Origin of the sequence: Liquorilactobacillus mali KCTC 3596 = DSM 20444, from assembly GCF_000260415.1 — a bacterium.
Taxonomy (GTDB): Bacteria; Bacillota; Bacilli; order Lactobacillales; family Lactobacillaceae; genus Liquorilactobacillus; species Liquorilactobacillus mali.
This window is the reverse complement of sequence record NZ_BACP01000056.1, coordinates 18,844-45,722: the sequence shown is the minus strand read 5'-3', so window position 1 is coordinate 45,722 and position 26,879 is coordinate 18,844. Positions and strand designations below refer to the sequence as shown.

The following is a 26,879-nucleotide window of genomic DNA, read 5'->3' as shown; positions in this document are numbered from 1 at the left end:
CTTTCTTATTATTTTTGAATTGCTCTTGTTTTTTCTTTTTTAATAAACTATAATGACACATTGTCACATGACAAGTCGTCATAAAAAGGAGGAAGTTATAATGCCCAAAGATACTTTTTTCAATCTTGCTCTCCCCAAAAAAGCGAGACTCTTCGCTGCAATCAGTCATGAATTTTCAACAAAAAGTTTTGATGATTCAGCAATCAGTGAAATTATCGAATCCGCAGGTATCCCTAGAGGAAGTTTCTATCAATATTTTGATGATAAATTAGATTGTTATCTCTATTTTGTTGGACAAATTCAAAAAGAACGTAATGAACTCTATCTAACTATTTTGAAGAAAACTGATGGAGATTTATTCGAAGCATCCAAGCAATTTTTTGCATCAAATATTATGGATGTATTAGAAGGAAGTCATTCCAAATTTTATCAAACAATGATTGAGGCACATGATTTTCGTCTTCAAAAATCACTAGGACATGGAAATATACATCAATTGACCCAGGAACTATATGAGCAAACTAATTTATCTCTCTTACGAATTAAGTCATTTGAAGAATTTAGTGATTTGGTCAGTCTGATGTTGAGTATTTTCTTTAAATCTGTTGGAAATTACTTTCACCTTCAACGAAAAAAAGAAGACTCAATTTCTGTCATTGCTGTGCAGGAGAAGTGTCTTAAAATGCTTTCTTGGCTCCAATATGGGGTTACAAAAATAAATTGATTCAGATGTTACGGAGGTCGATTATGTATAAATTAGTTCGCAATCGCTTAGAAAAATGGCCAGTTTTGGCCGCTGCACTATTCATGATTATTCAGGTTTTCTGTAATCTCAATTTACCAACACTCACTTCTGATATGATCAATAAAGGAGTGTCTACTGGTAACACAACCTATATTTGGCATACTGGTGCAAAAATGTTGGGAATAGCACTAATTGGAATTTTAGCTTCAGCAGGTAATGTTTTTTTTGCATCAACACAAGCTCAAAAACTTGGCACCAAATTGCGAAATGCATTATTTGAAAAAGTTCTTAATTTCGGAAATCACGAAGTTGATAAATTTGGTGCTTCTTCACTCACAACAAGAACAACAAACGATGTATTACAAATTCAAAATGTGACAGTTATGATTTTGCGAATGATGCTTCAAGCACCTGCAATGTTAATTGGCGGCATCATAATGGCTTATCTAAGTGAAAAAAAACTCACAATTGTATTTCTTGTATCACTACCACTATTGGCAATTGCAATTGGAATTGTTATGTCCTTTGCTGGTCCATTATTCAGCAGTTTACAAAAAAAGATTGATCGCATTAACCTTGTTTTTCGTGAAGGATTAACTGGTGTTCGCGTTGTTAGAGCTTTCCGGCAGGATAATTTTGAACAAAATCGTTTTGAAGATGCAAATAAATCATATACAGATACCGCAATCAAAGCCTTCAGCTTGGTATCTTTGATGTTTCCAATTATGACATTAATTCTGAATGGAACAAATATCGGAATTATCTGGATTGGAGCCAACTTAGTTTCCGATCGCTTAATGGAAATAGGAAATTTAGTATCATTTATGACCTATGCTGCAATGATTCTATTTAGTTTCATGATGCTCTCAATGGTTTTTGTATTTATTCCAAGGGCTCAGGCAGCAGCAGTTCGTATTCAAGAGGTCTTAGATACAGAATATTCAATTAAGGAAGATTCAAATCCTACTTCTTTGAATAATTCTGAACTCTCACTAGAATTTAAAAATGTTGCTTTTCGCTATGCTCATGCTGAACGTCGCGCACTTGAATCAATAAATTTTAACCTACATTCGGGTGAAACACTCGCAATCATTGGTGGAACTGGTGCTGGTAAATCAACTTTAGTAAATTTGATTCCGAGGTTATACGACGTTGAGTCAGGTCAAATCAATCTTAATGGAACAGATATTTCCACACTGTCACAAAGCAAACTTCATGAACAGATTGCATTTGTTCAACAAAAAGCTTTCCTATTTAAAGGTACAATTCGCAGTAATTTGCAAGTTGGAAAACCGAATGCGACGGAGGATGAAATGTGGCATGCACTTGAACTTGCCCAAGCGGCCGAATTTATTAAAGACCTAGATAATGGCCTAGACTCCATTGTAGAACATAACGGAGCCAACTTCTCAGGTGGACAGCGCCAACGCCTCGCAATTGCTCGTGCAATCATTAAACCAGCCGATGTCTATATCTTCGATGATTCATTCTCTGCACTTGATTTTAAAACAGATGCAAAATTGCGTAAGGCCCTATCCAATGATAAAAAAATTAGTCAAAGCATCGTTATCATAGTCGCTCAGAGAATTGCAACCGTTACGACGGCTAACCAAATCATTGTCCTTGATGAGGGACAAAATGTTGGTAAAGGAACACATGCAGAACTGAAAAAAACTAACTCAACCTATCAAGAAATTATTAAGTCACAATTGAAAGGAGAGGATATTTAATGGCTAATCACGGACCTGCAAGTAACATAGGTAAAGTAACAGAAAAGCCCAAAAATTTTTGGCAAACAACATGGCGTTTGTGTAAGTATATGGCACCATGGAAATGGTTCTTATTCATTGTTGTTGCATTCGCCATCGGTTCTGTAATATTCCAAATTCTTTCACCCAAAATTTTAGGTGAAGCAACTACTACTATTTATAATGGTTTCCTAAAAGGATATAAAGAAATGAAAGCTGGGCAACAGCTCAACTCGCTTCCTATCAACTTTACAAAAATTAAAAATATTTTGCTGACTGTCGGTGTCATGTATGTTCTTTCAGCTTCTCTATCTTTTTTCCAGCAATTGATTATGGCTAATGTCTCACAAAAAATCGTTTTCCGCCTTCGTCAAGACCTTAAGTCAAAACTACAACGGCTTCCAATCGTATATTACGATACTCATTCAAATGGTGATATCATGTCTCGTGCAATTAACGATATGGATAATATTGCTGGGACACTGCAACAAAGCCTCGCACAGATTGTCACGAGTGCGGTAACTTTTGTTGGTGTCTTGTTCATGATGCTTTCAATCAGTTGGGAAATGACCTTAATTGCCTGTATTACAGTTCCACTTGGTATACTTGTTATTTCACTGGTAGCTCCACGTTCTCAGAAGTATTTTGCGGCGCAGCAAAAGAGCCTAGGGTTGCTTAATGATCAAATCGAAGAAAGTTTTTCGGGTCATGCTGTTGTTAAAACATTCAACAAAGAAAAATCAAGTATCAAGACATTTAAAGAGCAAAACAACACCTACTATCGTTCTTCCTGGAAAGCTCAATTCATCTCTGGTCTGATTATGCCGCTCATGAACTTTGTTTCTAACATTGGCTATGTCTTTGTTGCTGTTGTTGGTGGTTTAAAAGTCGCAAATGGTCAAATTACACTAGGGAATATTCAGGCTTTCTTGCAATATGTCAACCAATTTACTCAACCAATTACACAGCTTGCCAATTTGGCCAACACTATTCAGGCCACGGTTGCATCTGCTGAGCGTATTTTTCAAGTATTGGATGAAGAAGAAATGCAAAATACTAGTGTTGCTGTAGCAGATGAATCACAAAATACCGCAAAAATTAAATTTGGACATGTCGCTTTTGGTTACAATAACAGCGAAATTCTAATTAAGGATATGAATCTTACAGTTAAATCCGGTGAAAAGGTTGCTATTGTAGGTCCTACAGGAGCCGGTAAAACTACTTTGATCAATTTGCTCGAGCGCTTTTATGACATTAAAGGCGGTTCACTTAAAATTGATGGCCGTGATACTAGAAACCTAACGCGTGAACAAGTCCGCTCACATTTTGCAATGGTTTTGCAAGACACTTGGCTCTTCACCGGTTCGATTTACGATAATATCAAATACGGACGTGAAAATGCTTCAGAAAAAGAAATCTATCAAGCTGCTAAAGCTGCCCATGCTGATACATTCATTCGACAATTACCTAATGGCTACCAAACAATTTTGAATGAAGAAGCTTCGAATATATCACAAGGACAGCGCCAACTCCTAACAATTGCACGTGCTTTCTTAGCAAATCCGGATATCCTAATTTTGGACGAAGCAACCAGCTCAGTTGATACTAGAACCGAAATCCTTATTCAAAAAGCAATGGGACGCTTACTCGATAATCGTACTAGCTTTGTAGTTGCCCATCGTCTTTCTACAATTCGTGATGCAGATAATATACTAGTAATGAATCATGGCTCAATTGTTGAAACTGGAAATCATGACTCATTAATGAAACAAAATGGATTTTATGCCGACTTATACAATAGTCAATTTACTGTTCCAGTTGATTAGTCGAAATAAAATAAAAAGAACCGCGATAAAATGTAATGATTCTCTAAAATCAGATTTTTGATCTAATTCCAGAGTTCATCAAACAATTACCGCGGCTCTTTTTTTATCATTATTTGTTACTTCAAAATCTATATTCCAATCACTCTAATAAGAGCTAAGGAGATAATTCCAACAACTACAATTACCAAGAGGCTTCTGGTTAATATCGCACTCAGGATTGTTGGAACTGATGCCACTAAATTCTCAATATCTAAACCTGGTAGCTGACCTAGATGCTGAACAAATAAACTTTCAAACCAGAGAGCAGACATTATTGTGATTGGAACAAAACTCAAAAAGCTCACCGCTTTTTCATTCAACTTATATTTTTTTAAAATCACCAAAGGAAAAACTTTAGATAACCAAACTACAAACCCAGAAGATATAATAATCGTAAACACATAATTAAAAGAATACATTTTTCATTATCACTCCAAAGGAACAGCCTAAAATTGTTGCTAACAAAATTAGTATATTTGCAGGAATAAAAATCAATCCAATATATATTGCAAGTAATGTGAATAAAACAACCAATAATTGCAACATCATCTTGATTTCTCTTTCACTGATGATTTGCAGATACAATAGACCAATGAACATTGCAACTAACGCAAAGTCCAAACCGAATTTCTTTGGTGTTCCTACATAATCACCTATCAAAGCTCCAGTAAATGATGCAATTGCCCACGTAAAATATGCTATCAGATTACTTATATTAAGCCATTCGAAATTCAATCTTTTTTTTGTATAATTAATTTTATTCATACTCAATACGTATGTTTCGTCAGTCAGCAGTGTCCCCAATAATATATTTTTTAAAACTGACTCTTGCTCCAAATAAGGTGCAACTGACATACTGATCAGAATCATTCTTGCATTTACTAGGAAAGTTGCCAAAATAATTGGCAGTAACTCACTATGTCTAATAATCATACTAATTATAACAAATTGAACTGATCCGCCATACGTAATCATTGACATCAATAAGACTTCTAATACTGTCAATCCAGAGGCTCTGCCGACGATTCCAACAGTTATTCCGATCCCAACATATCCAAGAACTGTAGGCATCGTCTCGATAACTGCCCGCTTTCTTGTTAATTGATCATTCACCTTTTCCGCCTTTCACTCTCTTGAGTATTACTCAATCTTGTCTAGTGCTTGTTTAAGATCTGCAATTAAATCTTCGGCATTTTCAATTCCGATTGAAATTCTAATCAAATCTGGCGTAATTCCTGCCTGTAATAATTCATCTTCATTCAACTGTGCATGTGTTGTCGATGCTGGATGAATGATTAATGACTTTGCATCTCCTACATTTGCCAGCAATGAAAAAATTTCGAGATTCTCAATTAATGCTTTTCCTGCTTTTTCTCCACCTGTTAATCCTAAAGTAAAGATAGAGCCCACTCCATTCGGAAAATCTCGCTTCGCTAATTCTTTATATTTATTATCTGCTAATTCAGGATACTTAATCCAGGATACTTTCGGATGTGCTTGCAAAAATTCAATAACTTTTCTTGTATTTTCAACATGACGTTCTACTCTCAGTGATAATGTTTCTAGTCCTTGAAGTAGTAAGAAAGAATTAAATGGGCTTATGGCTGCTCCAGTATCACGTAACCCTTCGGCACGAACCTTTGTCGTAAATGCTCCACCAGCTAAATTAGCAAAAATTAATCCATTATACTGAGGATCTGGTGTCGTAAATTCTGGATATCGTCCACTCTTTTGATAATCGAATTTGTCATTTTCTACAATTGTTCCGCCCATTGCAGTTCCATGTCCGCCGATGAACTTGGTTGCGGACTCAACTACGATATCCGCTCCATGATCGAGTGGTCGATACAAGTATGGTGAAGCAAACGTGTTATCAGAAATAACCAAAATTCCATGTTCATGGGCAATCTTTGCAATTGCTTCAAGGTCAATCAGGTTAATATCTGGGTTACCGATTGTTTCAACATAAATTACTTTTGTATGCTCATTTATTTTTTCAGCAAAATTATTCGGATCATCTGAATCTACAAAGTGCGTCTTAATCCCTAACTTAGGCAGGGTTACATTAAATAAATTATAAGTTCCGCCATAAATTGTACTTGCTGAAATAATCTCATCACCTTGCCCAGCAACATTGGTAATTGCCGCCGTAATCGCTGCTGCACCTGTTGCTAGTGTCACTCCACCGGTTCCATGTTCCAACTCTGCGATACGTTCATCAACAACTGCTGTTGTCGGATTGGTCAAGCGACTATAGATATTACCAGGATCTTGAAGAGCAAAACGTGCAGCCGCCTGTGCCGCATCTTTAAATACATATGATGTTGTCTGATATATCGGAACGGCACGAGCTCCAGTTTCATCAACCTTTTGTCCAGCATGTACCTGCAATGTTTCAAAATGCAATTGTTCTTTTGTCATAATAAGTTCCTCCTATTTTTATTCATGTTTGCTTTTAAAAACTACGATATACTAAACTTCATCACTGGATACTAATCGGCTTTTATTTTAAATCTACATTTTTATTTCCAAATCTGCTTTGACGTGTCAATTACCAATTTGATTTTTGCCCATTGCTGCTCTGGTGATAACTTATTTCCCTCTTCAGTTGAAGCAAATCCGCATTGTGTACTTAATTGCAAGTGTTCTAATGGAACATACTGTGTGGCCTCGTTCACTCTAGCAATCAGAGACTCTGGTGATTCAAGCTCTGGATGTTTGCTTGTCACTAATCCTAAGACAACATCTTTTCCTTCTGGAACCTTGGTTAATGGTGCAAAGTCACCCGAACGATTATCATCGAATTCAAGATAAAATGCAGAAACGTTTTCTTTTGCAAAAAGATAATCAGCTACTGGTGCATATCCACCTGAAGCCGCCCATGTCGAATGATAATTTCCGCGACAGACGTGAGTACTGATCCTTAAATCATCTGGAAGATCTACCAATGCTGCATTATTAACTTTCAGATATACTTTTTGGATTTCTTGCCGGTCTAATCCTTCGCTTGCACGAGTGGCCCAATAATTGTTATCAACAACCATTCCCCATGTACAATCATCTAACTTAATATCCCGGCAACCTGCTTCATATAATGCAAGGATTAATTCATGATATGCTGTACCAATGTCGGCAATCAATTCATCATCATCTTGATAAACCTTTCTTAAAGCTTCAGTATTTGCCTCATCCCTAACAAGTTCTGAATAAAATTGAGCAGGTGCTGGAATACTTTGTCGTGCAGTTATCTCACTGTCATTTTCAACTAACTTTGCTAGAAACTTGTAAGCTAATAAATCTGGATGATCTTCCTTAAATTTTATTTTGCCAACGACCCTTGCAGAATCAGCTCTGGTTTCCTCATCATGGAATAAATATCCATGACTAGGTTTAACATGTTCGATTCCCTCAAAACCCCAAAATGTATCTAGGTGCCAATAACTTCTTCTGAATTCACCATCTGTTACAATTTTCAGGCCACTTTCTTTTTCTTTTTCAACCAACCTACTAATCAAATCATTCTCAACTTTTTGTAATTCTTCTGCAGTAATTTTCTTGCTATGAAAATCCTCACGGGCTTTCTTTAACTCATCAGGTCTCAAAAAGCTACCCACAATATCATAATGTAATTTTGTAACTGTTGAATTAACCATAATTAAAATCCACCTTTCATTGACTTAAAACCAGTACTTGACAACAGCTCAGACTATTAAAACAACAAAAAAGCCCCCTACCCGTCTCATAAAACAGGTAAGGGGCGAATTAGCGCTATACCACCCTTGTTCACACTTAAAAAGTGTCTCATCAGCACATAATAGATACTATGCCTGGGAAGTTAACGGTTCCTACCGAATATTTAGCAATCTACCAAATATCTCTATCTCAAAGCTCATCTTCACTAACCTAATTAATATCTGCTCTCAGCGGCGACAGACTTTCTGTAAAAAATCACAATCAGCTACTCTTCTTCTCACAAGATTATTCATATCGTTCTAATAGCTTAATGGAATTCTAATACTTCATAATCTATATGTCAACCCAAAAAATAAATTATTTTCCCAATTTTTTTGTACGTCTTTCGTACAGTACATAAAGCCAATAACCAATAACTCCAAATAAAACTGGTCCAACTAATTCCAAAAAGAGATTCAAATAATTTTTAGTTGAAATTGCATCAACCATTGTCGAACCAACCCCCATTAAAAGAATGAGATTAACCGCAATAACTATAGTCACATACTTCCATTTCACCTTAAAAATCTCATAGGGTTTCACAATTTTTTGATTGTGCTTAAAGAAAATAAAAGCACTCACTAAGAATAAATATGGCAAGGTAGATGAAACGTTATCCATTAATGTTAAGATCTCGTAAAAAGCTTTTGCAGAATTATTTCCAAACGAAGTCAATGCAATCAGTATACAAACAATCAGTGCTTGCCACCACATAGCATTACTCGGCATTCCAAAGCGATTGAGTGCTGGAAGTGACTTTGGCCATAATTTTTTTGGGGTTCCCAAGATAAATGACTTTATTGGCATATAAACAATTACAAAAAAAGATCCTAGATAACTCAATAACATCGTAAAAGATCCAAAGCGAGCAAAGAAGAAACTTAACGATTCAGATCGACTAGCCGATAGTCCAAGCGTATTACCAATACTATATCCTAGGTTACTCATCAAAATATATGTCGTGTTACCCAAATTCACACCGTTCTTTTGAAATACTTCATGCCAATTTGCCGAGGCACTCCACAGAAAGATAATAACTGCATAAGCTGATGCAATCAACAACGCACTGATCCCCAGTGCAATTGGAAAATTCTTTCTTGCATTTTTCATTTTATCCGAAATACCACCCAATGCTTCAATCCCGGCGTATGCATAAACAGCATAAATTAGAAAAGAAATCATTTGACTAGTTGATTGATAACTTGGTCGTGGCGATTCAATGAAACTTTTGGGAAAACTAATTGGTTCTGCCAATTTGAAGCCATTCAGAACAAGAAAAAAAAGACTTGCACCTATAAAAAATAATGCCAAAATAACCGCAGCTACTCCTCCAGCAGCTGCTAAACTAGATACTTTATCTAAGCCTCTCACAGAAATAGCTGTTACAACTATGATAAATAATATACTAATAAAACCGATTGTCTCTGTTGAATTCAAGCCCAAAATATGCCATTGTCCTGTTTTATCAGTACCGCTGATCGTTGTGGATAGCATTATCCAGATTTTAGAAACTGTTGAAACAGTCAGGATTATCCAAGATGCAATCCATATAAAACCACCGATAAACGCCCATTTCAGACCTAAAGACTTTTCTAACCATGTAAAGACCCCCCCTGGTTCATCACGCATTGCAACACCAAATTCTGAAAACATCAGTGTTGAGGGAACAAAAAAGAAAAGGGCAGCTAGAATGTACCATATAATTCCAGCATCCCCCATGGTGTAGTATGCGATTGACGTATTATCAAACGAAAATGTAGAAGTAAATATCATGAGCATCACACTCATTAATGTAAGTTTCCTTTTGTCTGTCATCTTAATTCTCCATAAATTTTAATTAATCTTATTGAATTACTATTCAAAAGTAACATTTTGAGCCTGCTTGTCAAGTAGTATAAACATTCAACGTCATTCATTCTATATTATAAAAAGAGTGTTTTATATAGTAAATAATTAAAAAATCAAAGTTTTTTACAGCATTGTATTTTTAAAGCAAATAGGTTAAAATTGATTTATTAATTTATTATGAGAATTATTCATTTTTGGTTCTTTTAAAAGATATCAAATTTTAATTACTTTTTATAACTTATTAGTCTTGCAATTATTTAGTGTGGTCAATTTTTTGTTAGTCACAAAGAGTTAGTTAATGAACAAAATGCATTTATTGCGTAAATTAGCAGAAAAACTGTGACAAAAAATCGTTTTGTCACAGTCTTTTTTTCTGTCAGAGGAGTGTACATGGTGAAAAAAAGCAACAAGGAATTAAATCGGGCTTTATCTTCACGCCAAATGCAGATGATTGCTTTAGGCGGTACAATCGGGGTCGGACTCTTTATGGGTTCTGCTGCTACAATCAAATGGACTGGTCCATCTGTTTTATTGGCTTATGGTTTAGCAGGACTAGTGCTATATATAGTAATGCGTGCACTGGGCGAAATGCTTTATGTTGATCCCTCAACAGGTTCCTTTGCAAAGTATGCCTCGGAATATATTCATCCACTTGCTGGTTATCTCACCGCTTGGAGTAACATTTTTCAATATCTGGTAGTCGGTATTAGTGAGGTAATTGCTGTTGGTCAGTATTTAAATTATTGGTGGCCGAATCTGCCCGATTGGATTTCGGGAACAATTGTTATTATTACGCTTTGCATAGCGAACCTTGTCTCTGTTAAAGCATACGGCGAGCTCGAATTTTGGTTTGCATTAATTAAAGTTTTAACTATTATCTTCATGCTAATTTTAGGGGCACTCGTAATTCTATTAGGCTTAGGAAATAATTGGCACCCAATCGGTTTCTCTAATCTGTGGTCTCATGGCGGGTTTTTTACGGGTGGTTTTAAAGGCTTTATCTTCGCACTTTCAATTGTAATTGCCTCATATCAAGGAATCGAAGTTATTGGAATTACGGCTGGCGAAGCTAAGGACCCACAAGTTACGGTTATTAAATCAATTAAATCTATTGTCGCCCGCATCTTGTTATTTTATATTGGTTCAATTTTCATTATTGTTACAATCTATCCTTGGAATCAGTTAGCTAAGGTTGGCTCCCCGTTCGTTGAGACATTCTCGCGCGTTGGAATTTCTGCCGCTGCCGCTATCATTAACTTCGTACTTGTAACAGCTGCAATGTCAGGTTGCAACTCAGGAATATTTAGTTCGAGTCGTATGATTTATACACTTGGTTTAAAGAAGGAAATCAATGCTAAGTTTACAAAGTTATCATCAAAGGGCGTACCTGTCTTACCGGTTTTGACAATTTCTCTTGGAATTCTACTTGGTTTAATACTAAATGAAGTTTTACCTTATTTTGTTAAAAGTAGTTCTAATATTTTTGTCTTAGTCTATAGTTCAAGTGTTCTCCCAGGAATGGTGCCGTGGTTTGTAATTTTATTTAGCCAGTTAAAATTCCGCAAAATAAAAAAGAATGAATTAGCAGATCATCCTTTCAAACTACCTTTATATCCATTTAGCAGTTATTTTGCTCTTTTTGCATTATTTCTAACTTTATTATTTATGTTCTTCAATCCAGAAACCAGAATTTCAGTAATAGTTGGTGCTATCTTCTTGATTATTATGTCAGTGATATTTTGGAAGACTCACCCTAATAATCAAAGTTAATTCTTCCCCCCTTATACTGTAACAATGATTTTTAAATAAAAAGACTTTTTAATTCTGAAGATATTCTTCAAACTTAAAAAGTCTTTTTTAGTAAAGATATTTAAATTCGTTTTCCCATAAAAAGCCTTGCTGCATTGTAATACCAATGTTTGAAACCAATATTCTTAATTCCTCAGAATCAATTCCCTCAACCACAAGTTCTAACTTAGCTTCATTCGCAACTAACTTCCAGAATTTAATTAATAGTATCAGCTCTTCTTGGTTTAACAGCCTAAGAGAAACTAGTGATAACTTTAACCTGCTAATTTGCGTAATATTTTCTAACACAAATGAAAGCGTATTAAGGCCCATTCCAATGTCATCAATTGCAACTTCATATTCCATTTCCCTTATCTTGCATATACAACTTATTAGACTTGTACTTTTATCCACCACTTTATCAGGAATCTGCTCTGTTATTTCTATCTTAATATTTTTTCTGAATTCTTTTAGGCTTTTCAAAAATAAATATGTCGAATTAAAGGAAAGCTGTTGAGGATTAATATTTATCCATAGTAGACACTGCGTATTTAGTTCCAAGAACTTTTGAATTTCTCTGTAGCTCCATGCCATTAACAATTCATTCCTGTTGTTGTTTTGACTCAGATACTCAAATTCAACTTCAGGAAACTTTTGATCTTTTTTCCTTCTTAGGAGTAACTCATATTCATTTATATTGCTATCATCACCATTTCTAATAATTGGCTGTAAGCAAAAAAATAAATTATTTAGCAAACTTTTGCTACATTCATTGTTTTTAATGTTCACTGGAGTAATGCCTCCTTGTACCAAACTTTCCAAAGTAAGATATTCTTTTTTATAAATTATTTAGACATCTTTTGATAGAAAAATATAACCATTGAATCTATTTTTTATTAGGGTAGACCCAAAATTGAAATTATTTTGGACCTACTTTCTCAATAATTCTTATAAATGCATATCAATTTGTAACAAAAAAATAATCATTTTTTACCATTTATTTGAGAAATCGCATTTAAATTCACTGAATATGCACACTATATTTTTAATTTTAAAGCTTATTTGACATTCTTAAAGTCCTATTCTATAGTAAAACCATGTTAATTAGGGTCTACCCATAGTAGAATATGAATATCAGAAAAATATGAATATATTCATAATTATTTATTTGGGATGTTATTATATGAAATTTGGTTATGTACGAGTATCTACAAAAGATCAGAATTTAGCACGACAAATTGAGCAACTTAAAAAGATTCCAGTGGGGAAAATTTTTTCAGAAAAAGAATCTGGAAAGAATATTAATAACCGCTCTGAACTTTTAAATTTATTAAAGTGTATTAAAAAAAATGATATTGTTTATGTTACAAGTTTAGATCGTCTTGGAAGAAATGCTGATGATTTAACAGAAATTATTCAGTATATCAAAAAAAGGGGTGCGTCCCTGCAGAGTCTGGACTTACCTGATTTTTCAAATGTTCCAGACATAAATTTAAGAAATATGTTAACAGATATTTTAGTGACCGTGTTCAAATTTCAAGCTCAAAGTGAACGTGAAAAGATTAAGGAACGACAAAGAGAAGGAATTGAACTAGCAAAAAAACGGGGCGTCTACAAAGGACGTCCCGTTCTATATGGTGCTGATTCACCAAACCCTCAGAAAAGAAAAATTTATTTTGCGATAAAGAAAGACCTCAATGATGGACACTCCGTGGCAGAACTTGTCACCAAATACGGAATTAGTCACGGTACAGTGTACCGCATAAAAAAAGAAATCAGTAAGAATGAATAGTCATTCAAAAAAGGCTACCTTATGAGCTTAAATGTAGCTCTAAAGAAAATAGTTTCTTTCTGATAACTTACCCCTATTTTTCCATTAAAAGCATCAACTATACTCGCTGCCATTGAAAGACCTATCCCAAATCCCTTTTTCGCGCTATTTCGGGACTTATCGTTTCGATAGAATCGCTCAAAAAATTTGCTGTAATTGATATTCTTACCTTTGGCATAAGTATTACCTACCATTAAGGTTACTTTCTTAAGCTTTTTATCAGGGATCCATGCTACACTTACTGCTCCACCGTCATCACAATACTTATTGGCATTGTCAAGTAAAACATTGCAAAGCTCAAGAAAACTATTTTCTTCTGCATTTATTCTAAGACTAGGAGAAATATTAATTTTCAGCTTCTTATTTTCTTGCGCAACAACAGACTTAAAACTATTTGTTGCATGCTCAAGTATCTCTGAGGCCTCAATCACTGATAAGTTTAGTCGCTGCTGTTCTTCCAAACGAGCTAATGAGATCAAATTATTTATCAGTTTTGTCAAACGATCAACCTGTTGTTCATTACTTATGGTCCATTCTGTTTGACCAGTTATCATTTCTTGCAACTCATTATTAGCCTTGATTATTGACAATGGTGTTTTTAATTCATGTCCCGCATTTGTTACAAATTCGCGTTGCCGCTTATCCGCTAATACAATTGGTCTAATTACCCGTTTGGATATAGCAATTAATATCAAAGTAAATAGAATTAGACTCGTTATTCCCAAAATCAAACCAATCTTCATAATATTATTGGTACTCTCCATAATTACAGATTGATCAAGAAAAACAATTGTCGTTCTCCCATTCTTTTTTTGAGTTTTATAAGCATAACTTGATACCTCAGATTGAACAGTACCAGACTGCTGCCCACTCTTAAATACTTGATAACCTAGGCTAGCTATGGTTTCTCTAGGTACACTAACAATATGTGAATTATCTAAAGCCACTTGTTTCCCTTTACTATTGAATGAAACACTAAAGTAGCGATATTGGTATAAGCTTTCCTGATTGAATGTTGGTCCAAAACGTTTTCTAACATTTTGAGTGTTAATTTGCGAATTTATTTTCCCATTATTTTGCAGGAGTATTATGAGTACATTATTAACCTGTTGCTTTGCTCTATAGTATGAAACTCCTACAATGCTACCCGTAAGCGTAACTAGTACCACGAATAGAGCAATAGTCGACATATAGATAAAGCTATAGCGAATTTTTTGGATCATTTAGGATCCTCCTTACTGTTATTAATAAGTTGGTAAGGTCCCCTTTTATTACCATAAATACTTACATGTGCGTTAACAGATTGCAGTTTTTGTCTCAAGTAAGAAATATAAATCCAGAGCATCTCTGAATCGATTTTTTCATTTTTGCCCCAAGTATGTTCAATTAATGTCTTATTATCTAACTTTTTCTTAGAATTCAAAATGAGTATATTCAACAATTTTGTTTCTTCTGCAGATAGGCTGATTGAATTATAGCTTTCCAATCTCTGCTCTGTCGTTACTAATGTTATATCTCCAAAATCCAGTGTATCTTCAGTATAATTTTCATTTCTCCGTTCCAAGGACCTCAGCCGTGCAAGTAACTCTTTTAGAGAAAACGGCTTTGTTATATAATCATCAGCACCCGCATCCAGTCCTGTGACTTTGTCATCAACTTCTGCCATTGCAGTCAGCATGATAATGTATGTTTGATTCCCAGCAGCTCGGATTTTTTGTACTGCTTCTATACCAGTCATTACAGGCATCATGACATCAAAAAGCATTGCATCAAAAATTTCTGACTCAGCCTCTTTTACAGCCTCTAACCCGTTATACACTGGTACAACTTCATATCCTGTACTCTGCATAGCAGCTATTAAAACTCTTGATAATTCTTTTTCATCTTCAGCCAGTAATATTCGCATCATGTCACTCCCTAATCATACTCATGAATTACTTGCCTAATCGTTTGCATTTGCACATCACATGAGGCCAGTTGATCTGCACAGCGTTTCAGCTCATTACCTATCTGTTCTGGATTCTTAATATTGTGCTTATATTTTAATTCATGCTCCAAACTAGCCCAAGAATCCATGGCAATCGTTCTTAATTGAATCTCAGCATAATAGTCACCAGGGTTTTTTTCATTAACATCTGGGTATGGAGTACTAACCTTTATAATCAAATGATAGCTTCTATAACCATTAGGCTTTGATTTTGAAACATAATCCTTTTCTTTGACTACTTTACACCATTCCTGTGTTTTCAAAAGGTTGACCAATTTATAGATATCGTCAATAAAATTACATACGACTCTAATTCCAATCGCATCCTTGCAGTTACTAAGCGCACTCTTAGGTGTGAGAGTCAAACCCTTTCTTTGGCACTTTTCAATCATGCTGTCTTCACATTTGACTCTCCCAATTAAATGCTCATACAACTTTCTTCCACCTTGTCCATCAATTTCGTGATTAAGTTCATCAATTTTATGCATAATTTCATCTTTTATTTCTGGAAGATATTTTCCATAAGTTCCGTATATTTCCATATTATTCATTCCTTCAATTACTAATTTAATATTTTTAATACGTAAAATTAAGAATTGATTTTTATATTGCACTATAACTCAAAGTAACACACAAATATTAAGTAAGTATGGATAAAATTTGAAAAAGACTAATACTTATCACTTTTTCAAGATATTAACTTCTACTAACTTAGTTTTTGAAAAATAATTATTTCATACTTGCTGCCATCTTGATAGCCGTTGTGATATCATGCGCACTTAATTGATACACTACATTATTTTGCTGCCATGTAATCACTTGGTTACGGCTACCATATGAACTAGCCACATCCGCTCTAATTGCTCCATATTGCGTAGGTGCTGGTAGCCTATAAGACTCCAGCATATTTACAATATTTGTAGCTAACGGCTTAGGATTCTGCTGATTCACTGCAGCTGCATGGACCATTAACGACCATTTTCCTTCATGCCACGAAAGGTATCTTTGTCCCGCTCCCGCATCTTCGTAACCTGTTATATTGTGACCTAAATCTATCGTAGGTAATCCCTGCAAATCGTCTTGACTCACATAATCAACCTGTGCACTCGCCTCACTTGAAGTACTATAAGATGTCTTTTTTAGCTGCACATACGGTATTTCACTTGTTATTGCAGTATCATTAAATTGACGCGCAACACTGCCAACACTATAACTAATTGTATAATTAGCTTGATTTCCCTCATAACGAACATTTAATTTGTCACTTCCGGTCCCTAACCCATCGACAGTTGGCAAGATAACAGTGCCTAGGGCTTTACGTAGCTGCTGATTGAAAGTACTTAACCGATTTGTTGAAGCAACACTGCTATCGCTGGATGAAGATGTGCTCGAGCTAATTGCATTCTTAACAGAAGATGAGGATTTGGCAACAGAAGCAGAGCTCTTTTTACTACTACTCTTTTGAGAAGAATTAGAACTCTTTTCCACTGAAGTCTGTTCTGAACTTATTTTCTTACTAGAACTTGATGCTTGTTTTTGATTTCCACATGCTGTTAATAGACCTGCAGATAATAAAACCAATAATAAAATAGATTTCTTCCCTTTTTTCATGATAATTCCCCCAAATTTCATATTTCCCAATAATCTACCCTAATTATTTTGCAGCTTCCACCATTCTCTGAAATACCATATTTGCACTCTCAACACTATCGATTAACATTTCTGGATGAAATTGAACACCTAAAAAGAATTCAAAGTTAGAATCTTCAAATGCTTCTACTACTCCATCAGAAGTTGTCCCCGTAATCTGTAAACTTGCTGGCACAGATTTAACTAGCTGATGGTGAAATGAATTAACGATCACACTATTCTTTTGCATAATCTTATTTAACAAAGAATTTTCTGCAATCTTTATCTTATGCGTTGGCATTGGCGGATCTTGAAGTTGAAAATGACGTAATGTATGTTCACCACGATACGAAATATCCTGATATAGTGACCCTCCTCGGTAAACATCAATTATTTGCGCACCTCTACAAATACCTAATATCGGAATTTTTTTCTCTTCTGCTGCCTCAAGTAATGCAAATTCAAACTTATCCCTCTCCGGAAAAATTGCACCACATTTCTGTTGAATTTCTTCACCATAATTAAAAGGGCTTACATCTTGTCCTCCTGAAAGAATCAAACCATCTACTGCGTCAATAATTTGTTTAGCCATTTCGGCAGGACTTGTTGGTAAAATTAGTGCAATTCCCCCATTATTATTCACAGCTCTGATGTAATCATTATTTACATATGCGCGTCGATAACCTGGAAATATTCCCCCCTGGTCTTTAATAATACTTCCCGAAATACCAATAATTGGTTTTTTAGTCATACTTATCCTCCGATTAGTTTCAATAAATCGTTCGTTTCATTCTATGAATCTATACGTCCTAATTTCTATCAGTATAATTATACCAAAAAAAGATTGTCACAACACTTAACAGAATTTGCATTTATTCCAAATTAAAAAAGAAGAGCTCAGCAGCAACTATATTCTGCTCATTCTCTTCTTTTTTAATTCTAAAATATGCTCTATTTTTTTAGCGCACCTGTGGACAGCTATAAAAAATATAAATTTCCTAACTTGCTTTCCTCTAGACTAACTAGCTTTAATCTTTATGATTCTTTGAAGACAAGAGTTCGAGTACCTCATTAAGACTCGGTGCCTTTGAGTCTTTTTCAGATATCTGCTCACGGTTATTGGGGTCAATATGAATTGGCCAGTCAATATTCAAACCTGGATCTAAGGGAGATAATGCTACTCCTGCCATTCCTGGAGCCCATTCATTATCAAAGAAGTATAGATATTCAGTGTTGTCATCAAGTGCTTGAAATCCATTGCACACCCCTTGAGGAACAAAGACTTGAATCCCTGGCGTGAGACGAACTGTCACAACCGCACCTATTGTCTTACTATTTGGTCTCGTATCTACATACGCACCCAAAGCAGAACCATAAGCAACAGTGACAAGTTTTGACATAGCCTCACCATGAAGCCCGCGAACCGCACCAAGCTGAGTTCTTGTTAAATTCACTTGGCTCCATGCAGAAACAGTGCTTGGTAGAATTTCAGAATAACTACTCTGACGGTAAAGTTCACGAACAGTTCCACGACCTTCAGTCACCATTTTTGCATTAATAATTTGTAAACCCTCAATTTGGGAGCCTACGGCAGATAAAGAATCAATTTGTACACTCAATTTCATACCTCCATATACAACATATCTTGTTAGTCTATTATTAAAAATGCTGCAAAGACTACATACTTTATAACAAATAAAAATAGTGCATCTCGTTTTTCAGGAATAAAGCCGTAGCCGTTCTTTATTCAGCAATCAAATTTTTAGACTTATTCTTTTTACAAGTGAAGTCTACTACCTTATTCTTGAATCATCAATAAACTTATTCAAAATCAATAATAGACCATTGCTAAATTTAAACCAAAATTTTTCTGAAGAAGTCTATAAAAAAAGAGCAGCAACACCCTACTTTCGTCGCAACTCTCGTAAGTTTTAATAATAGCGGTCTACCAAAAATTATAAATTTTCCAATTTATTTTTCTTTTCGTTTTTTGCTAGGCAAACTGCAACTGCATAAATCGACCATGCCCAAACAATATGTCCGAAAAATTCTGAAAAATGTTCATCGAATGGTTGGTTCCAAGGTGCTGGCACAGTTCCCATTGCTGGCATAATAATTATATGGAATGCGATCCAAATCACAATACCATATGCAGCGCCCTGCCATAATGTTGTTTTCTTCCAATATTGTGCCAAGAAAATGAATAATGCCGCAAAAACAATTGAAAATGCAAAATGAATAATCAGTGCAACAAAATATACTTTTTGATCCGTAGAATAATAAACAAACGCATGAACAGCTTTTGAAGACATTCCGAATTGTTCTAATAAGTGCTGTGGTGGATTTGTGGCATTTCTAGCCAAAGTACGGGGAGGCAAAATATTCTCCCATCCAATTTTGACCATTCCTGAAATCATACCAGCTATAAAACCATACCATATACTCTTCCAAACAATTGTTTTAAAAGGTATCTTTGGTTTTGATAAATTTAACATTAATTCTTCCCCCTTCTTACAGTTAATTATCATACTATTTGTGAATTATTTGTCAAATTAATTATGTAATATAAGCTCCTAATATTGGGAATATAAATATATTAAAAAGAAAAATATTATATATTTGCTCATATTAACACATTCATAGCCAAATCTATATCCATTAATTATTTAGAGCTAATTTAAACTATAAATTATATAAAACTTTTTTAAATTTTACATGAATTTCCATTTGATAATCATAGAAAATCCCAATTAATTTCATCAATACTTACTTTAGATATATGTTTTTTATGCTAAAATGTCGTTGTAATTCTCCTAAAAATGGAAGGGTGATTAATGTGATTAAGAAATATGATAGTGAAAAAATGCTTCAACTCGTCGTTAAAATCTACAAAGCTTACGGTTTTTCATCTGCTGACAGCAAAAAAATTGCTCATACATTGATTTATACTGATATGCATGGAATTGAGTCACATGGAGTTCAGCGCATGACCATGTACGATAAATTCATTCAAAACGGTAAGATTAAAATCAATAGTACTCCTGAAATTGTAAAGGAAACTACTGTTAGTGCTGTCATTGACGCTCATTTTGGAATTGGTCAATTAAATGGGATCTACAGCATGAACCTTGCAATCAAAAAAGCCAAAGAACATGGAGTGGGCATTGTCACTACAAAGAAATCAAGCCATTATGGAATAGCCGGTTTCTATGCAAATATGGCTGCAGAACAAGGATTAATCGGAATGTCTTCGACAAATTCTCGTCCTGGAATGGTGCCGACCAATTCAACCCAGCCATTTGTAGGAACTAATCCAATTGGATTTGCAATGCCCGCTCAGCCGCATAACTTCATACTTGATTTTGCCACCACTACAGTTCCGCAAGGTAAAATTGAAGTCTATCGTAAATTAGGAAAAGATTTCCCCGAATTTTGGGTAGCCAAAGATGGGATCGACCCCATATATGATCATACCAATGATCAGGATTTAGACTTACTCCGTGTTCCAAAATCAAATGTTGGCTTGACCCCACTCGGTGGAGTTTCTGAACTGACAGGTGGTCATAAGGGATTTGGTTTAGGTATAATAGTAGAAATATTCACCTCGATTCTTTCACAAGGCGACATCTCATCTGAAATTGATGGCAGCAATCCTGAAGTTGGCCCATGTCAAAGTTTCATTGCAATTGATCCAGACATTTTTGGCAATAAAGAAGCGATTATTGCCCGCTTTTCTGATTATCTGCAAGAAATCCGCGAATTGCCTGCTGTTGCCGGTCGTACAATCTATGTTCATGGTGATAAAGAACAACTTAGTTACCTTGATGCAAAAGAAAATGGAATCAATATTGATGATGTTACAATTTCTGAAATTAAATCAATCGCAACACGTCTAGGTGTTGCTTTCAATGAATATTTATCATAATTTAATAAAGGTACAGTCATTTGCTAGTCGTATACAGTGGTTTAAGTTATTATTTATATCTGTATATGTTTTTAGTGCAAAAAAGTACCATCCTGTTATTTTTATACACACTAAATGAGTAAGAGGGACTGGATCAAAAGTTAATTCTTGATCCAGTCCCTCTGTTTATTTCATAATAAACCATCATATAGTTTCCAAGACATCTCAATTTGTTAATTTAATTATTCTGGAATTAATTTTGAAGCCGCTATTGCCAGCGCAACACCAATTCCAAGAGGTAAAAAAGCAGAATAATTCAGATGACTGATCTCGATGATCATCATCAAAGCCATCAGAGGTGCTTGTTGTGAAGCCGCCAATAGCGTGCATGCTCCTAATAACGAGCATTGCCAAATCGGAATAGCAATAAAAAAAGAATGAAAGATTATTCCTAAAACAGTTCCAATTACTGCACCAAGTGCAATTGAAGGAGTTAACGTTCCACCAGAAGCACCTGCTCGAATAGTGAACACTGTAATAATCGCCTTTGCCAAGGCCCCAACGAGCAATAACCAGATCATTTGTTGATTAAAGGTGTCGATGGATAATTGTGCCAGCGCCCGCCCATTTCCCATAATCTGAGGAAATGATAATGCTGCTATTCCTGTTACTAATCCCATCAACGGTAATTGCCATAAAATACAATTTCCTTTTGCCTGAAACTTTCCAGCCCATTTGAAACTCCTACGAAAAATTGCACCCAGTATCCCACAAAGAGGTGCAACAAAGAACACAAATATTAAAAAAGCAAGCGAAAATTGTTGGTTACCAACTAAATAATATGGACCAAAGCCCTTTACAGCTGTACCAATAAGCATTGCAATTGAGGACATGATTAAACTTACTACAATCGCTTTTTTAGTTACCTTTTTAAGCAATATCTCTACACAAAAAAGCATTCCTGTGAAAGGAGCACTATAAATGCCTGCAAATCCTGCACCAGCGGCAGCGGCAATTAATAATTTGCTGTCATCTTCAGATAAGTCAAGCCGCAATCTATGCAATAGGCCATTCCAGCATTGTGCGAGCATTGCACCAGCTTCACGCGGTGCGAGTTCTCGCCCAACTGAGCCACCTGTCCCCACATAAAAAATCTGAGTCATTACATGTATTGCAGTTTGTACAGGAGGCATTTTCTCACCCGCTAGCCCTTTGGTGATGGTCACTGGCTTTTTGACTCTTGTCCTAATAATCCACCAAATAACTGCCGCAACTATTGCCCCAATAAAAACAGATAAAAATCGATGCACTGGAAGTATCTCTAATGATGCCGGATTTCCTGCACTTTCCTGAAAGCTAAGAAATAATCTTTCAACTCCGTCTAGTAAAAGGCTCAGCAATAACGAACTAATTCCGACTATGATTCCAAGCATAATTGTAGAGAATAAAAGAACAAAATTGTCTTTTTTTAAAAAGTCATTCACGCGATACACAACCTAACTGACATATAGTTTTATTATTATCACAACTTCAATTCTTAATTATAGTAAACTATAAACTACATCTCAAATCTAACTTTTAACCCAGCTCAAATTTATAATTTGATTGTAACTTTTTTAATACTCACCCCAATATTTGTGTGTTGTTGTCTTACCAACTCCAGGGTTAAAGCTATTTGTCGGATCGTTCCTCTTATAATGCGCAACCAATGCTGGCGCTGCCTTGTATAAATGTCCAACGTTATGTTCTGCAGGATAAATTGCACCACGTTTATCCAATAATTTCAACATTTCTTCCTTTAATTCATGCGGATCCACACCAGATTTTAGAATATAGTCTTGATGCATAACATGATCCAAAAAATGCCCATAATATAATTTATGTTCAATCTTGTCTTCAATTTCCTTTGGCAATTTTTCAAACCAATCATACTCATTACGTCTCAATGCAACATCGATAGGCAAAATGTCAGTAATTGTATCTTGAAAGACTTCTTGATAACGGATTGCGATTCCCGCTGTTACATAGCGATGAAGCTCAGCCCTCTTCGTTTCCTTAGGAGTTGCTTCAAAATAGTCCCCTTCAGCTGTTTGAAAGTAATCTTTTAAATATTCACGTGCCTCTTGGATACCAGCACCTTCCATTTTTAAGATAAGATAATGCTCATATTTTTCATGGAACTCTTCTAAGCGTTTCGGCAACTGATTCGGAAATAACATTCCAAGTTTTTGCAGAACTCTATCCGGTAGATATGGTTTAATAAAATGAAAATGTCCCAATATTCTTTCAGCTGTTGCCTTTAAAGAGAACAAATATGGTAGGAAATCTGTTCCCAATCTATCAATAACAATCAGTGAATCTTTACCATACTTTTTTGCCAAAGTATACGCTTCACTGTGCATGTATTCTCCTGAAACAGGCAAATTTTCAAAATTCTTCATGATATGACGTCGGAGATCCTCTAATACACTAGGATGGTTTGTCCCAATGTAAAAGACTTGTGATTCACCATCTTTTGGGAAGGTATCAAGCCGCACTGCAAAGGTAGCAACCTTACCTGCAGAGCCTGAGACTTCATACAATTGATGCGGATCAGCATTATAACGTGCTGGTGTGTCAGCCTCAACATCACGTACACGTGCTTGATAATTTGGAATATGGCCATAATGCTCGGCCTTCTTTACATTATCAACATCAAAATTACGCCGCTCTAAATTAGTCAGAATTTCTTCTGGTGTCGTTCCTAAATCAACCCCCAAATGATTGACTAAATGAAGTTCATCATTCTCATCGATTCTTGCATACAGTGACAATTCTGTATAGGCAGGTCCGCGACGGATTAATGCGCCGCCAGAATTATTGCTGACTCCCCCAACTACAGAAGCACCTAAAGTCGATGAACCAATCACTGAATGCGGTTCACGATTAATTGGTTTCAAAGCATTTTCCAATTTAAATAATGTTGTCCCAGGAAATGCTAACACTTGCTTTCCATGATTAATTAGCTGTAAGTCCTTAATTCGATGTCCACTTACAACAGCAACTTCACGATCATATCCATCTGCGGGTATAGATCCTTCTGTTAAGCTTGTATTGGAAGCCTGCATAATGATGATGATATCATGTCGATGCAATATCTTTAGTACTTGCCAAAGTTCCACAAGATTAGCCGGAAAGACGACGGCCAATGCATCCCCTTTGCCAGAACGATATCCCTTTCGAAAACGTAGTGACTTAGCTTTATTTGTAATAACATGTTTTTTCCCGACAACTGCGTTTAATTCTTCAACTGTTGACATTTTTTCTCCCTTATCAAACAAAATTTGTACTAAATACCTATATTTTAATATCTGTGTAAAAAACATCTTATAGGATATATTATAAGTAAGTGTATAATCAAATTTAACAAATACTATAACTATATGTTATTAAAAAGGAGCAATACTCATATGAACTTCCAAGATATCCAGTATTTTAGAAAACTGTATATACTAAAAAACTTCTCAAAAGTTGCCAAGTTCTATAATGTTAGTCAGCCTGCTATCAGTAATTCCATTAAACGATTAGAAATACTGTTTGATGCAAAGCTGATGATCCGCGAATCATCACGTAAAGAACTTATTATCACACCTGCTGGGGAGCAGCTTTTCCGCCATTCAATTACAATTATTAATGAGTTTGAAACCGCCCAAAAAGAAATCAAACGTCTCACTGCCAAAAATTTCAACCTAGGATTAGCTTCCATCATCGAAAATACATATTTTTATAAAATAGCTGAAAAACTAAATAACAAGGGATTACTGAATCATATCAAAATTTACGAATCAGGATCTAACAGCCTCAGAAGATCTCTAAAAAATGGCAAAATTGATGCTGCTTTGATTGGTTCATTAAATACTGAGGAATTCACTGAGACTACACAAAACGACTTAATTATTCAAGACTTTGCTGCAAGTAATTTTCACATCTTCGTATCAAAAAAACACCCTTTAGCACAGAAAAAAGGTGTCCACTTTTCTGAGCTAAAGGATGAAAACTTCATATTATTAAATCAAAACTTTGTTCATTTAAAAGTCGCACAGATTCTATCTAAAACAAATAAATTACAACTGCATGAAGTTCTCGAAACCAATAACGTAAGCTTTCTAATGAATATGGTTTCACAAAATATTGGCATCACAATACTTTCTGAAGTCGCACAAAACAATTATCCTAATATCGTAAGTATTCCCCTGCTAGACGAACTACAACCGCAGTTGATTGCAAGTATTGCCTATCGGCGTAACCATTATTTTACAAATGAACAAAAAGAATTATTAGAATTCATTGCTAATGAATTAGGAACCGAAATCATTATTCAATAATCAGCCTTTCTATTCAAACTTCTTATGTCCTATCCAATAAAATAAGCTGAAGATAATTCATTAGCTCTGCTTGGAAATTTTAGGCTCAGTGTATGTAAAAATATTTAATTCTTTATCAACATAGGTGCCTAAATAAACATCTTTGACCTCTAAATTTTTAGCAGCTAGTTTCTTTTCGAGCCAATCAAGATCATGCCCAGTTTCCTCTAGTATTGTTTCATTTATTTGGCCATCCAAAATCAGCGGATACTTAATTGCTTCATCGCCACGTTGCGTAATTGTCAATTGTCCATTTTGCTCAAGTACTGCAGACTTTACTTGTTTAATATCTGAAATTCCTTCTGTACGCAAGCGAAATGTTAAATCATTGGCACTCATTCCATTTTTCAATGCAGTAGCAACAATCAATTTACCATTTTTAATCAAAGTCTGTGGTTTGCCGTCAATTAACCACTTCATATACTTATTGTGCTTCGTAATAAATCTAAGAATTGCTACCAACAATGTCCATATCAGTAAGACCAAAATATATTGCAGCACAGTAACGCCTTCATTGTAAATCATACCCCCTACAATTCCACCTAAAACGTAATTCTGCATCTGATCAAGGGCATTAATGGGAGCTAAATTACTTTTTCCAGACAAATTGATTTGTAAGATAATCGTCAGCAATCCTATTGCTAATTTAATTGTCACATCTGTATAAGATAACATTTTAATTTTTCACCCTCACGTAATGAATTGTACGATTGATTAGAACTGACTTGGATAGAGTAAAACTATTACTATCATCACTTACTTCTACTTTATAAAAATGCTGTTTAACTTTAATCAACATCCCGTTTGTAATATTAGTTGTATTTGCCCAAACTTGCTCTTTTTTTACATGTTTTTCCCTAGCAGCACTTTGAATAACTCGAATTACCTGTGATTTCTGATTATACTCATTTTTTACATTCTGCCACTCATTCACCTGACTTCCAATGACTAGAAACAGCAAAAGCATCATTATAACAAATAAATCACGATATTTTAATTCTGTGCGCTGCCTCCACCAAAGAGCTCCCATCACGATAGCAACGATTGCTACAACTACAACACTGCTAAGATAAAAAATGTTTTGCTGACTATTTTGTTGAACTAAGTAATCATAAGAATAAAAATTCATTGCAGATTTTCCCTTTCACGTATTAATGCCTTTACGGTATCATACTTTAACTTCAACTCACCATTAATTATACCAGTTATCATTTGTTCTCAGTTCAGCTTTGCACTGTTGAACAGAAAAAATAATTTTTAAATCATCTTTTCACACGTTATCTACTACTCTACATCAACATTTTTCCTAATTGTAATTTTCGCTTTTTCATTTGAAACATCTATAAAAAATGGTGGCTTACATTGACATTTTCCATCACAAACGAAGTCGAATTTCAAA

24 protein-coding genes are annotated in these 26,879 nt (G+C 35.1%); 7 read left to right on the top strand and 17 right to left on the bottom strand.

The genetic code is table 11. From position 1 onward, the window contains the following. The first annotated feature begins 100 nt into the window (after positions 1 to 100). The 3 genes from GSM_RS09570 to GSM_RS09560 are packed head-to-tail and all read left to right on the top strand — an operon-like array spanning position 101 to position 4,319. Positions 101 to 724: a TetR/AcrR family transcriptional regulator gene (locus GSM_RS09570; protein ID WP_010078174.1), complete on the top strand. Its 624-nt coding sequence runs from the start codon at positions 101 to 103 to the stop codon at positions 722 to 724. Between the two features lie 23 nt (positions 725 to 747). Continuing rightward, complete coding sequence (locus GSM_RS09565) at positions 748 to 2,475, top strand: ABC transporter ATP-binding protein (RefSeq protein ID WP_010078173.1); 1,728 nt, start codon at positions 748 to 750, stop codon at positions 2,473 to 2,475. Continuing rightward, positions 2,475 to 4,319, top strand: coding sequence for an ABC transporter ATP-binding protein (locus GSM_RS09560; protein WP_010078172.1), 1,845 nt, complete (start codon positions 2,475 to 2,477; stop codon positions 4,317 to 4,319). The genes GSM_RS09565 and GSM_RS09560 overlap by 1 nt, the downstream gene beginning before the upstream one ends. 128 nt (positions 4,320 to 4,447) lie before the next feature. Here the strand turns inward: GSM_RS09560 and GSM_RS09555 are convergent, their stop codons facing one another. The 5 genes from GSM_RS09555 to yjeM all read right to left on the bottom strand — a co-directional run bounded on the left by GSM_RS09555 (position 4,448) and on the right by yjeM (position 9,905). Next, positions 4,448 to 4,777, bottom strand: a complete 330-nt coding sequence (locus tag GSM_RS09555) for an AzlD domain-containing protein (protein WP_010078171.1) — start codon at positions 4,775 to 4,777, stop codon at positions 4,448 to 4,450. Further along, the gene (locus GSM_RS09550; RefSeq protein ID WP_010078170.1) at positions 4,764 to 5,471 is read right to left on the bottom strand and encodes an AzlC family ABC transporter permease; all 708 of its coding nucleotides are present in this window, start codon (positions 5,469 to 5,471) and stop codon (positions 4,764 to 4,766) included. The genes GSM_RS09555 and GSM_RS09550 overlap by 14 nt, the downstream gene beginning before the upstream one ends. A 27-nt stretch (positions 5,472 to 5,498) precedes the next feature. Further along, positions 5,499 to 6,779: an O-acetylhomoserine aminocarboxypropyltransferase/cysteine synthase family protein gene (locus GSM_RS09545; RefSeq protein ID WP_010078169.1), complete on the bottom strand. Its 1,281-nt coding sequence runs from the start codon at positions 6,777 to 6,779 to the stop codon at positions 5,499 to 5,501. 101 nt (positions 6,780 to 6,880) lie between these two features. Beyond that, positions 6,881 to 8,011, bottom strand: coding sequence for a 5-methyltetrahydropteroyltriglutamate--homocysteine S-methyltransferase (locus tag GSM_RS09540; protein WP_010078168.1), 1,131 nt, complete (start codon positions 8,009 to 8,011; stop codon positions 6,881 to 6,883). A gap of 397 nt (positions 8,012 to 8,408) precedes the next feature. Beyond that, a complete protein-coding gene (gene yjeM / locus GSM_RS09535) occupies positions 8,409 to 9,905 on the bottom strand; it encodes a glutamate/gamma-aminobutyrate family transporter YjeM (RefSeq protein ID WP_003687546.1) in 1,497 nt (498 codons plus the stop codon). A gap of 423 nt (positions 9,906 to 10,328) precedes the next feature. On the opposite strand from yjeM, the gene GSM_RS09530 reads away from it, so the two are divergent. Beyond that, entirely contained in the window at positions 10,329 to 11,708 is a 1,380-nt protein-coding gene (locus GSM_RS09530) for an amino acid permease (RefSeq protein ID WP_029327418.1), read from the top strand. A gap of 87 nt (positions 11,709 to 11,795) precedes the next feature. Here GSM_RS09530 and GSM_RS09525 read toward each other — a convergent pair whose 3' ends face one another. After that, entirely contained in the window at positions 11,796 to 12,515 is a 720-nt protein-coding gene (locus GSM_RS09525) for an EAL domain-containing protein (protein WP_003687543.1), read from the bottom strand. Between the two features lie 394 nt (positions 12,516 to 12,909). On the opposite strand from GSM_RS09525, the gene GSM_RS09520 reads away from it, so the two are divergent. Beyond that, complete coding sequence (locus GSM_RS09520) at positions 12,910 to 13,518, top strand: recombinase family protein (protein WP_003687541.1); 609 nt, start codon at positions 12,910 to 12,912, stop codon at positions 13,516 to 13,518. A 14-nt stretch (positions 13,519 to 13,532) separates the two neighbouring features. Here the strand turns inward: GSM_RS09520 and GSM_RS09515 are convergent, their stop codons facing one another. The 7 genes from GSM_RS09515 to GSM_RS09485 form a co-directional block, all read right to left on the bottom strand. Further along, positions 13,533 to 14,780, bottom strand: a complete 1,248-nt coding sequence (locus GSM_RS09515; protein WP_003687539.1) for a sensor histidine kinase — start codon at positions 14,778 to 14,780, stop codon at positions 13,533 to 13,535. Next, positions 14,777 to 15,463: a response regulator transcription factor gene (locus tag GSM_RS09510; RefSeq protein ID WP_003687536.1), complete on the bottom strand. Its 687-nt coding sequence runs from the start codon at positions 15,461 to 15,463 to the stop codon at positions 14,777 to 14,779. The genes GSM_RS09515 and GSM_RS09510 overlap by 4 nt, the downstream gene beginning before the upstream one ends. An 11-nt stretch (positions 15,464 to 15,474) precedes the next feature. After that, entirely contained in the window at positions 15,475 to 16,086 is a 612-nt protein-coding gene (locus GSM_RS09505) for a GTP pyrophosphokinase (RefSeq protein WP_003687533.1), read from the bottom strand. Positions 16,087 to 16,273: 187 nt separating this feature from the next. Further along, complete coding sequence (locus GSM_RS09500) at positions 16,274 to 17,155, bottom strand: hypothetical protein (RefSeq protein ID WP_003687531.1); 882 nt, start codon at positions 17,153 to 17,155, stop codon at positions 16,274 to 16,276. 43 nt (positions 17,156 to 17,198) lie between these two features. Further along, complete coding sequence (locus GSM_RS09495; RefSeq protein WP_003687530.1) at positions 17,199 to 17,924, bottom strand: gamma-glutamyl-gamma-aminobutyrate hydrolase family protein; 726 nt, start codon at positions 17,922 to 17,924, stop codon at positions 17,199 to 17,201. A 277-nt stretch (positions 17,925 to 18,201) separates the two neighbouring features. Beyond that, positions 18,202 to 18,798, bottom strand: a complete 597-nt coding sequence (locus GSM_RS09490) for a dTDP-4-dehydrorhamnose 3,5-epimerase family protein (RefSeq protein WP_003687529.1) — start codon at positions 18,796 to 18,798, stop codon at positions 18,202 to 18,204. 330 nt (positions 18,799 to 19,128) lie between these two features. Continuing rightward, positions 19,129 to 19,668, bottom strand: a complete 540-nt coding sequence (locus GSM_RS09485) for a YagU family protein (protein ID WP_003687527.1) — start codon at positions 19,666 to 19,668, stop codon at positions 19,129 to 19,131. Between the two features lie 341 nt (positions 19,669 to 20,009). Between GSM_RS09485 and GSM_RS09480 the strand changes: the two genes are divergently transcribed. Next, a complete protein-coding gene (locus tag GSM_RS09480) occupies positions 20,010 to 21,098 on the top strand; it encodes an Ldh family oxidoreductase (RefSeq protein ID WP_003687525.1) in 1,089 nt (362 codons plus the stop codon). Positions 21,099 to 21,319: 221 nt separating this feature from the next. Here GSM_RS09480 and GSM_RS09470 read toward each other — a convergent pair whose 3' ends face one another. Next, complete coding sequence (locus GSM_RS09470) at positions 21,320 to 22,510, bottom strand: chloride channel protein (RefSeq protein ID WP_390173851.1); 1,191 nt, start codon at positions 22,508 to 22,510, stop codon at positions 21,320 to 21,322. Positions 22,511 to 22,693: 183 nt separating this feature from the next. Beyond that, the gene (gene dld / locus GSM_RS09465) at positions 22,694 to 24,376 is read right to left on the bottom strand and encodes a D-lactate dehydrogenase (protein WP_003687521.1); all 1,683 of its coding nucleotides are present in this window, start codon (positions 24,374 to 24,376) and stop codon (positions 22,694 to 22,696) included. A 150-nt stretch (positions 24,377 to 24,526) separates the two neighbouring features. Here dld and GSM_RS09460 point away from each other — a divergent pair, with 150 nt between their 5' ends. After that, complete coding sequence (locus GSM_RS09460) at positions 24,527 to 25,441, top strand: LysR family transcriptional regulator (protein ID WP_003687519.1); 915 nt, start codon at positions 24,527 to 24,529, stop codon at positions 25,439 to 25,441. 60 nt (positions 25,442 to 25,501) lie between these two features. Here the strand turns inward: GSM_RS09460 and GSM_RS09455 are convergent, their stop codons facing one another. Beyond that, a complete protein-coding gene (locus GSM_RS09455) occupies positions 25,502 to 26,155 on the bottom strand; it encodes a DUF421 domain-containing protein (RefSeq protein WP_003687517.1) in 654 nt (217 codons plus the stop codon). Between the two features lies 1 nt (position 26,156). Next, positions 26,157 to 26,609 carry a DUF3290 family protein gene (locus GSM_RS09450; RefSeq protein ID WP_003687516.1) on the bottom strand — a complete coding sequence of 151 codons (453 nt, stop codon included), beginning with the start codon at positions 26,607 to 26,609 and terminating at the stop codon, positions 26,157 to 26,159. Positions 26,610 to 26,879 lie beyond the last annotated feature (270 nt).

Coding starts and splice junctions, on each gene's coding strand:
- GSM_RS09450 (WP_003687516.1), bottom strand. CDS start 26,609: ATGAATTTTTATTCTTATGATTACTTAGTTCAACAAAATAGTCAGCAA.
- GSM_RS09505 (WP_003687533.1), bottom strand. CDS start 16,086: ATGGAAATATACGGAACTTATGGAAAATATCTTCCAGAAATAAAAGAT.
- GSM_RS09510 (WP_003687536.1), bottom strand. CDS start 15,463: ATGCGAATATTACTGGCTGAAGATGAAAAAGAATTATCAAGAGTTTTA.
- GSM_RS09495 (WP_003687530.1), bottom strand. CDS start 17,924: ATGACTAAAAAACCAATTATTGGTATTTCGGGAAGTATTATTAAAGAC.
- GSM_RS09560 (WP_010078172.1), top strand. CDS start 2,475: ATGGCTAATCACGGACCTGCAAGTAACATAGGTAAAGTAACAGAAAAG.
- GSM_RS09530 (WP_029327418.1), top strand. CDS start 10,329: ATGGTGAAAAAAAGCAACAAGGAATTAAATCGGGCTTTATCTTCACGC.
- GSM_RS09490 (WP_003687529.1), bottom strand. CDS start 18,798: ATGAAATTGAGTGTACAAATTGATTCTTTATCTGCCGTAGGCTCCCAA.
- GSM_RS09520 (WP_003687541.1), top strand. CDS start 12,910: ATGAAATTTGGTTATGTACGAGTATCTACAAAAGATCAGAATTTAGCA.
- GSM_RS09515 (WP_003687539.1), bottom strand. CDS start 14,780: ATGATCCAAAAAATTCGCTATAGCTTTATCTATATGTCGACTATTGCT.
- GSM_RS09565 (WP_010078173.1), top strand. CDS start 748: ATGTATAAATTAGTTCGCAATCGCTTAGAAAAATGGCCAGTTTTGGCC.
- GSM_RS09500 (WP_003687531.1), bottom strand. CDS start 17,155: ATGAAAAAAGGGAAGAAATCTATTTTATTATTGGTTTTATTATCTGCA.
- GSM_RS09485 (WP_003687527.1), bottom strand. CDS start 19,668: ATGTTAAATTTATCAAAACCAAAGATACCTTTTAAAACAATTGTTTGG.
- GSM_RS09545 (WP_010078169.1), bottom strand. CDS start 6,779: ATGACAAAAGAACAATTGCATTTTGAAACATTGCAGGTACATGCTGGA.
- GSM_RS09555 (WP_010078171.1), bottom strand. CDS start 4,777: ATGTATTCTTTTAATTATGTGTTTACGATTATTATATCTTCTGGGTTT.
- dld (WP_003687521.1), bottom strand. CDS start 24,376: ATGTCAACAGTTGAAGAATTAAACGCAGTTGTCGGGAAAAAACATGTT.
- GSM_RS09455 (WP_003687517.1), bottom strand. CDS start 26,155: ATGTTATCTTATACAGATGTGACAATTAAATTAGCAATAGGATTGCTG.
- GSM_RS09540 (WP_010078168.1), bottom strand. CDS start 8,011: ATGGTTAATTCAACAGTTACAAAATTACATTATGATATTGTGGGTAGC.
- GSM_RS09470 (WP_390173851.1), bottom strand. CDS start 22,510: ATGCTTGGAATCATAGTCGGAATTAGTTCGTTATTGCTGAGCCTTTTA.
- yjeM (WP_003687546.1), bottom strand. CDS start 9,905: ATGACAGACAAAAGGAAACTTACATTAATGAGTGTGATGCTCATGATA.
- GSM_RS09460 (WP_003687519.1), top strand. CDS start 24,527: ATGAACTTCCAAGATATCCAGTATTTTAGAAAACTGTATATACTAAAA.
- GSM_RS09570 (WP_010078174.1), top strand. CDS start 101: ATGCCCAAAGATACTTTTTTCAATCTTGCTCTCCCCAAAAAAGCGAGA.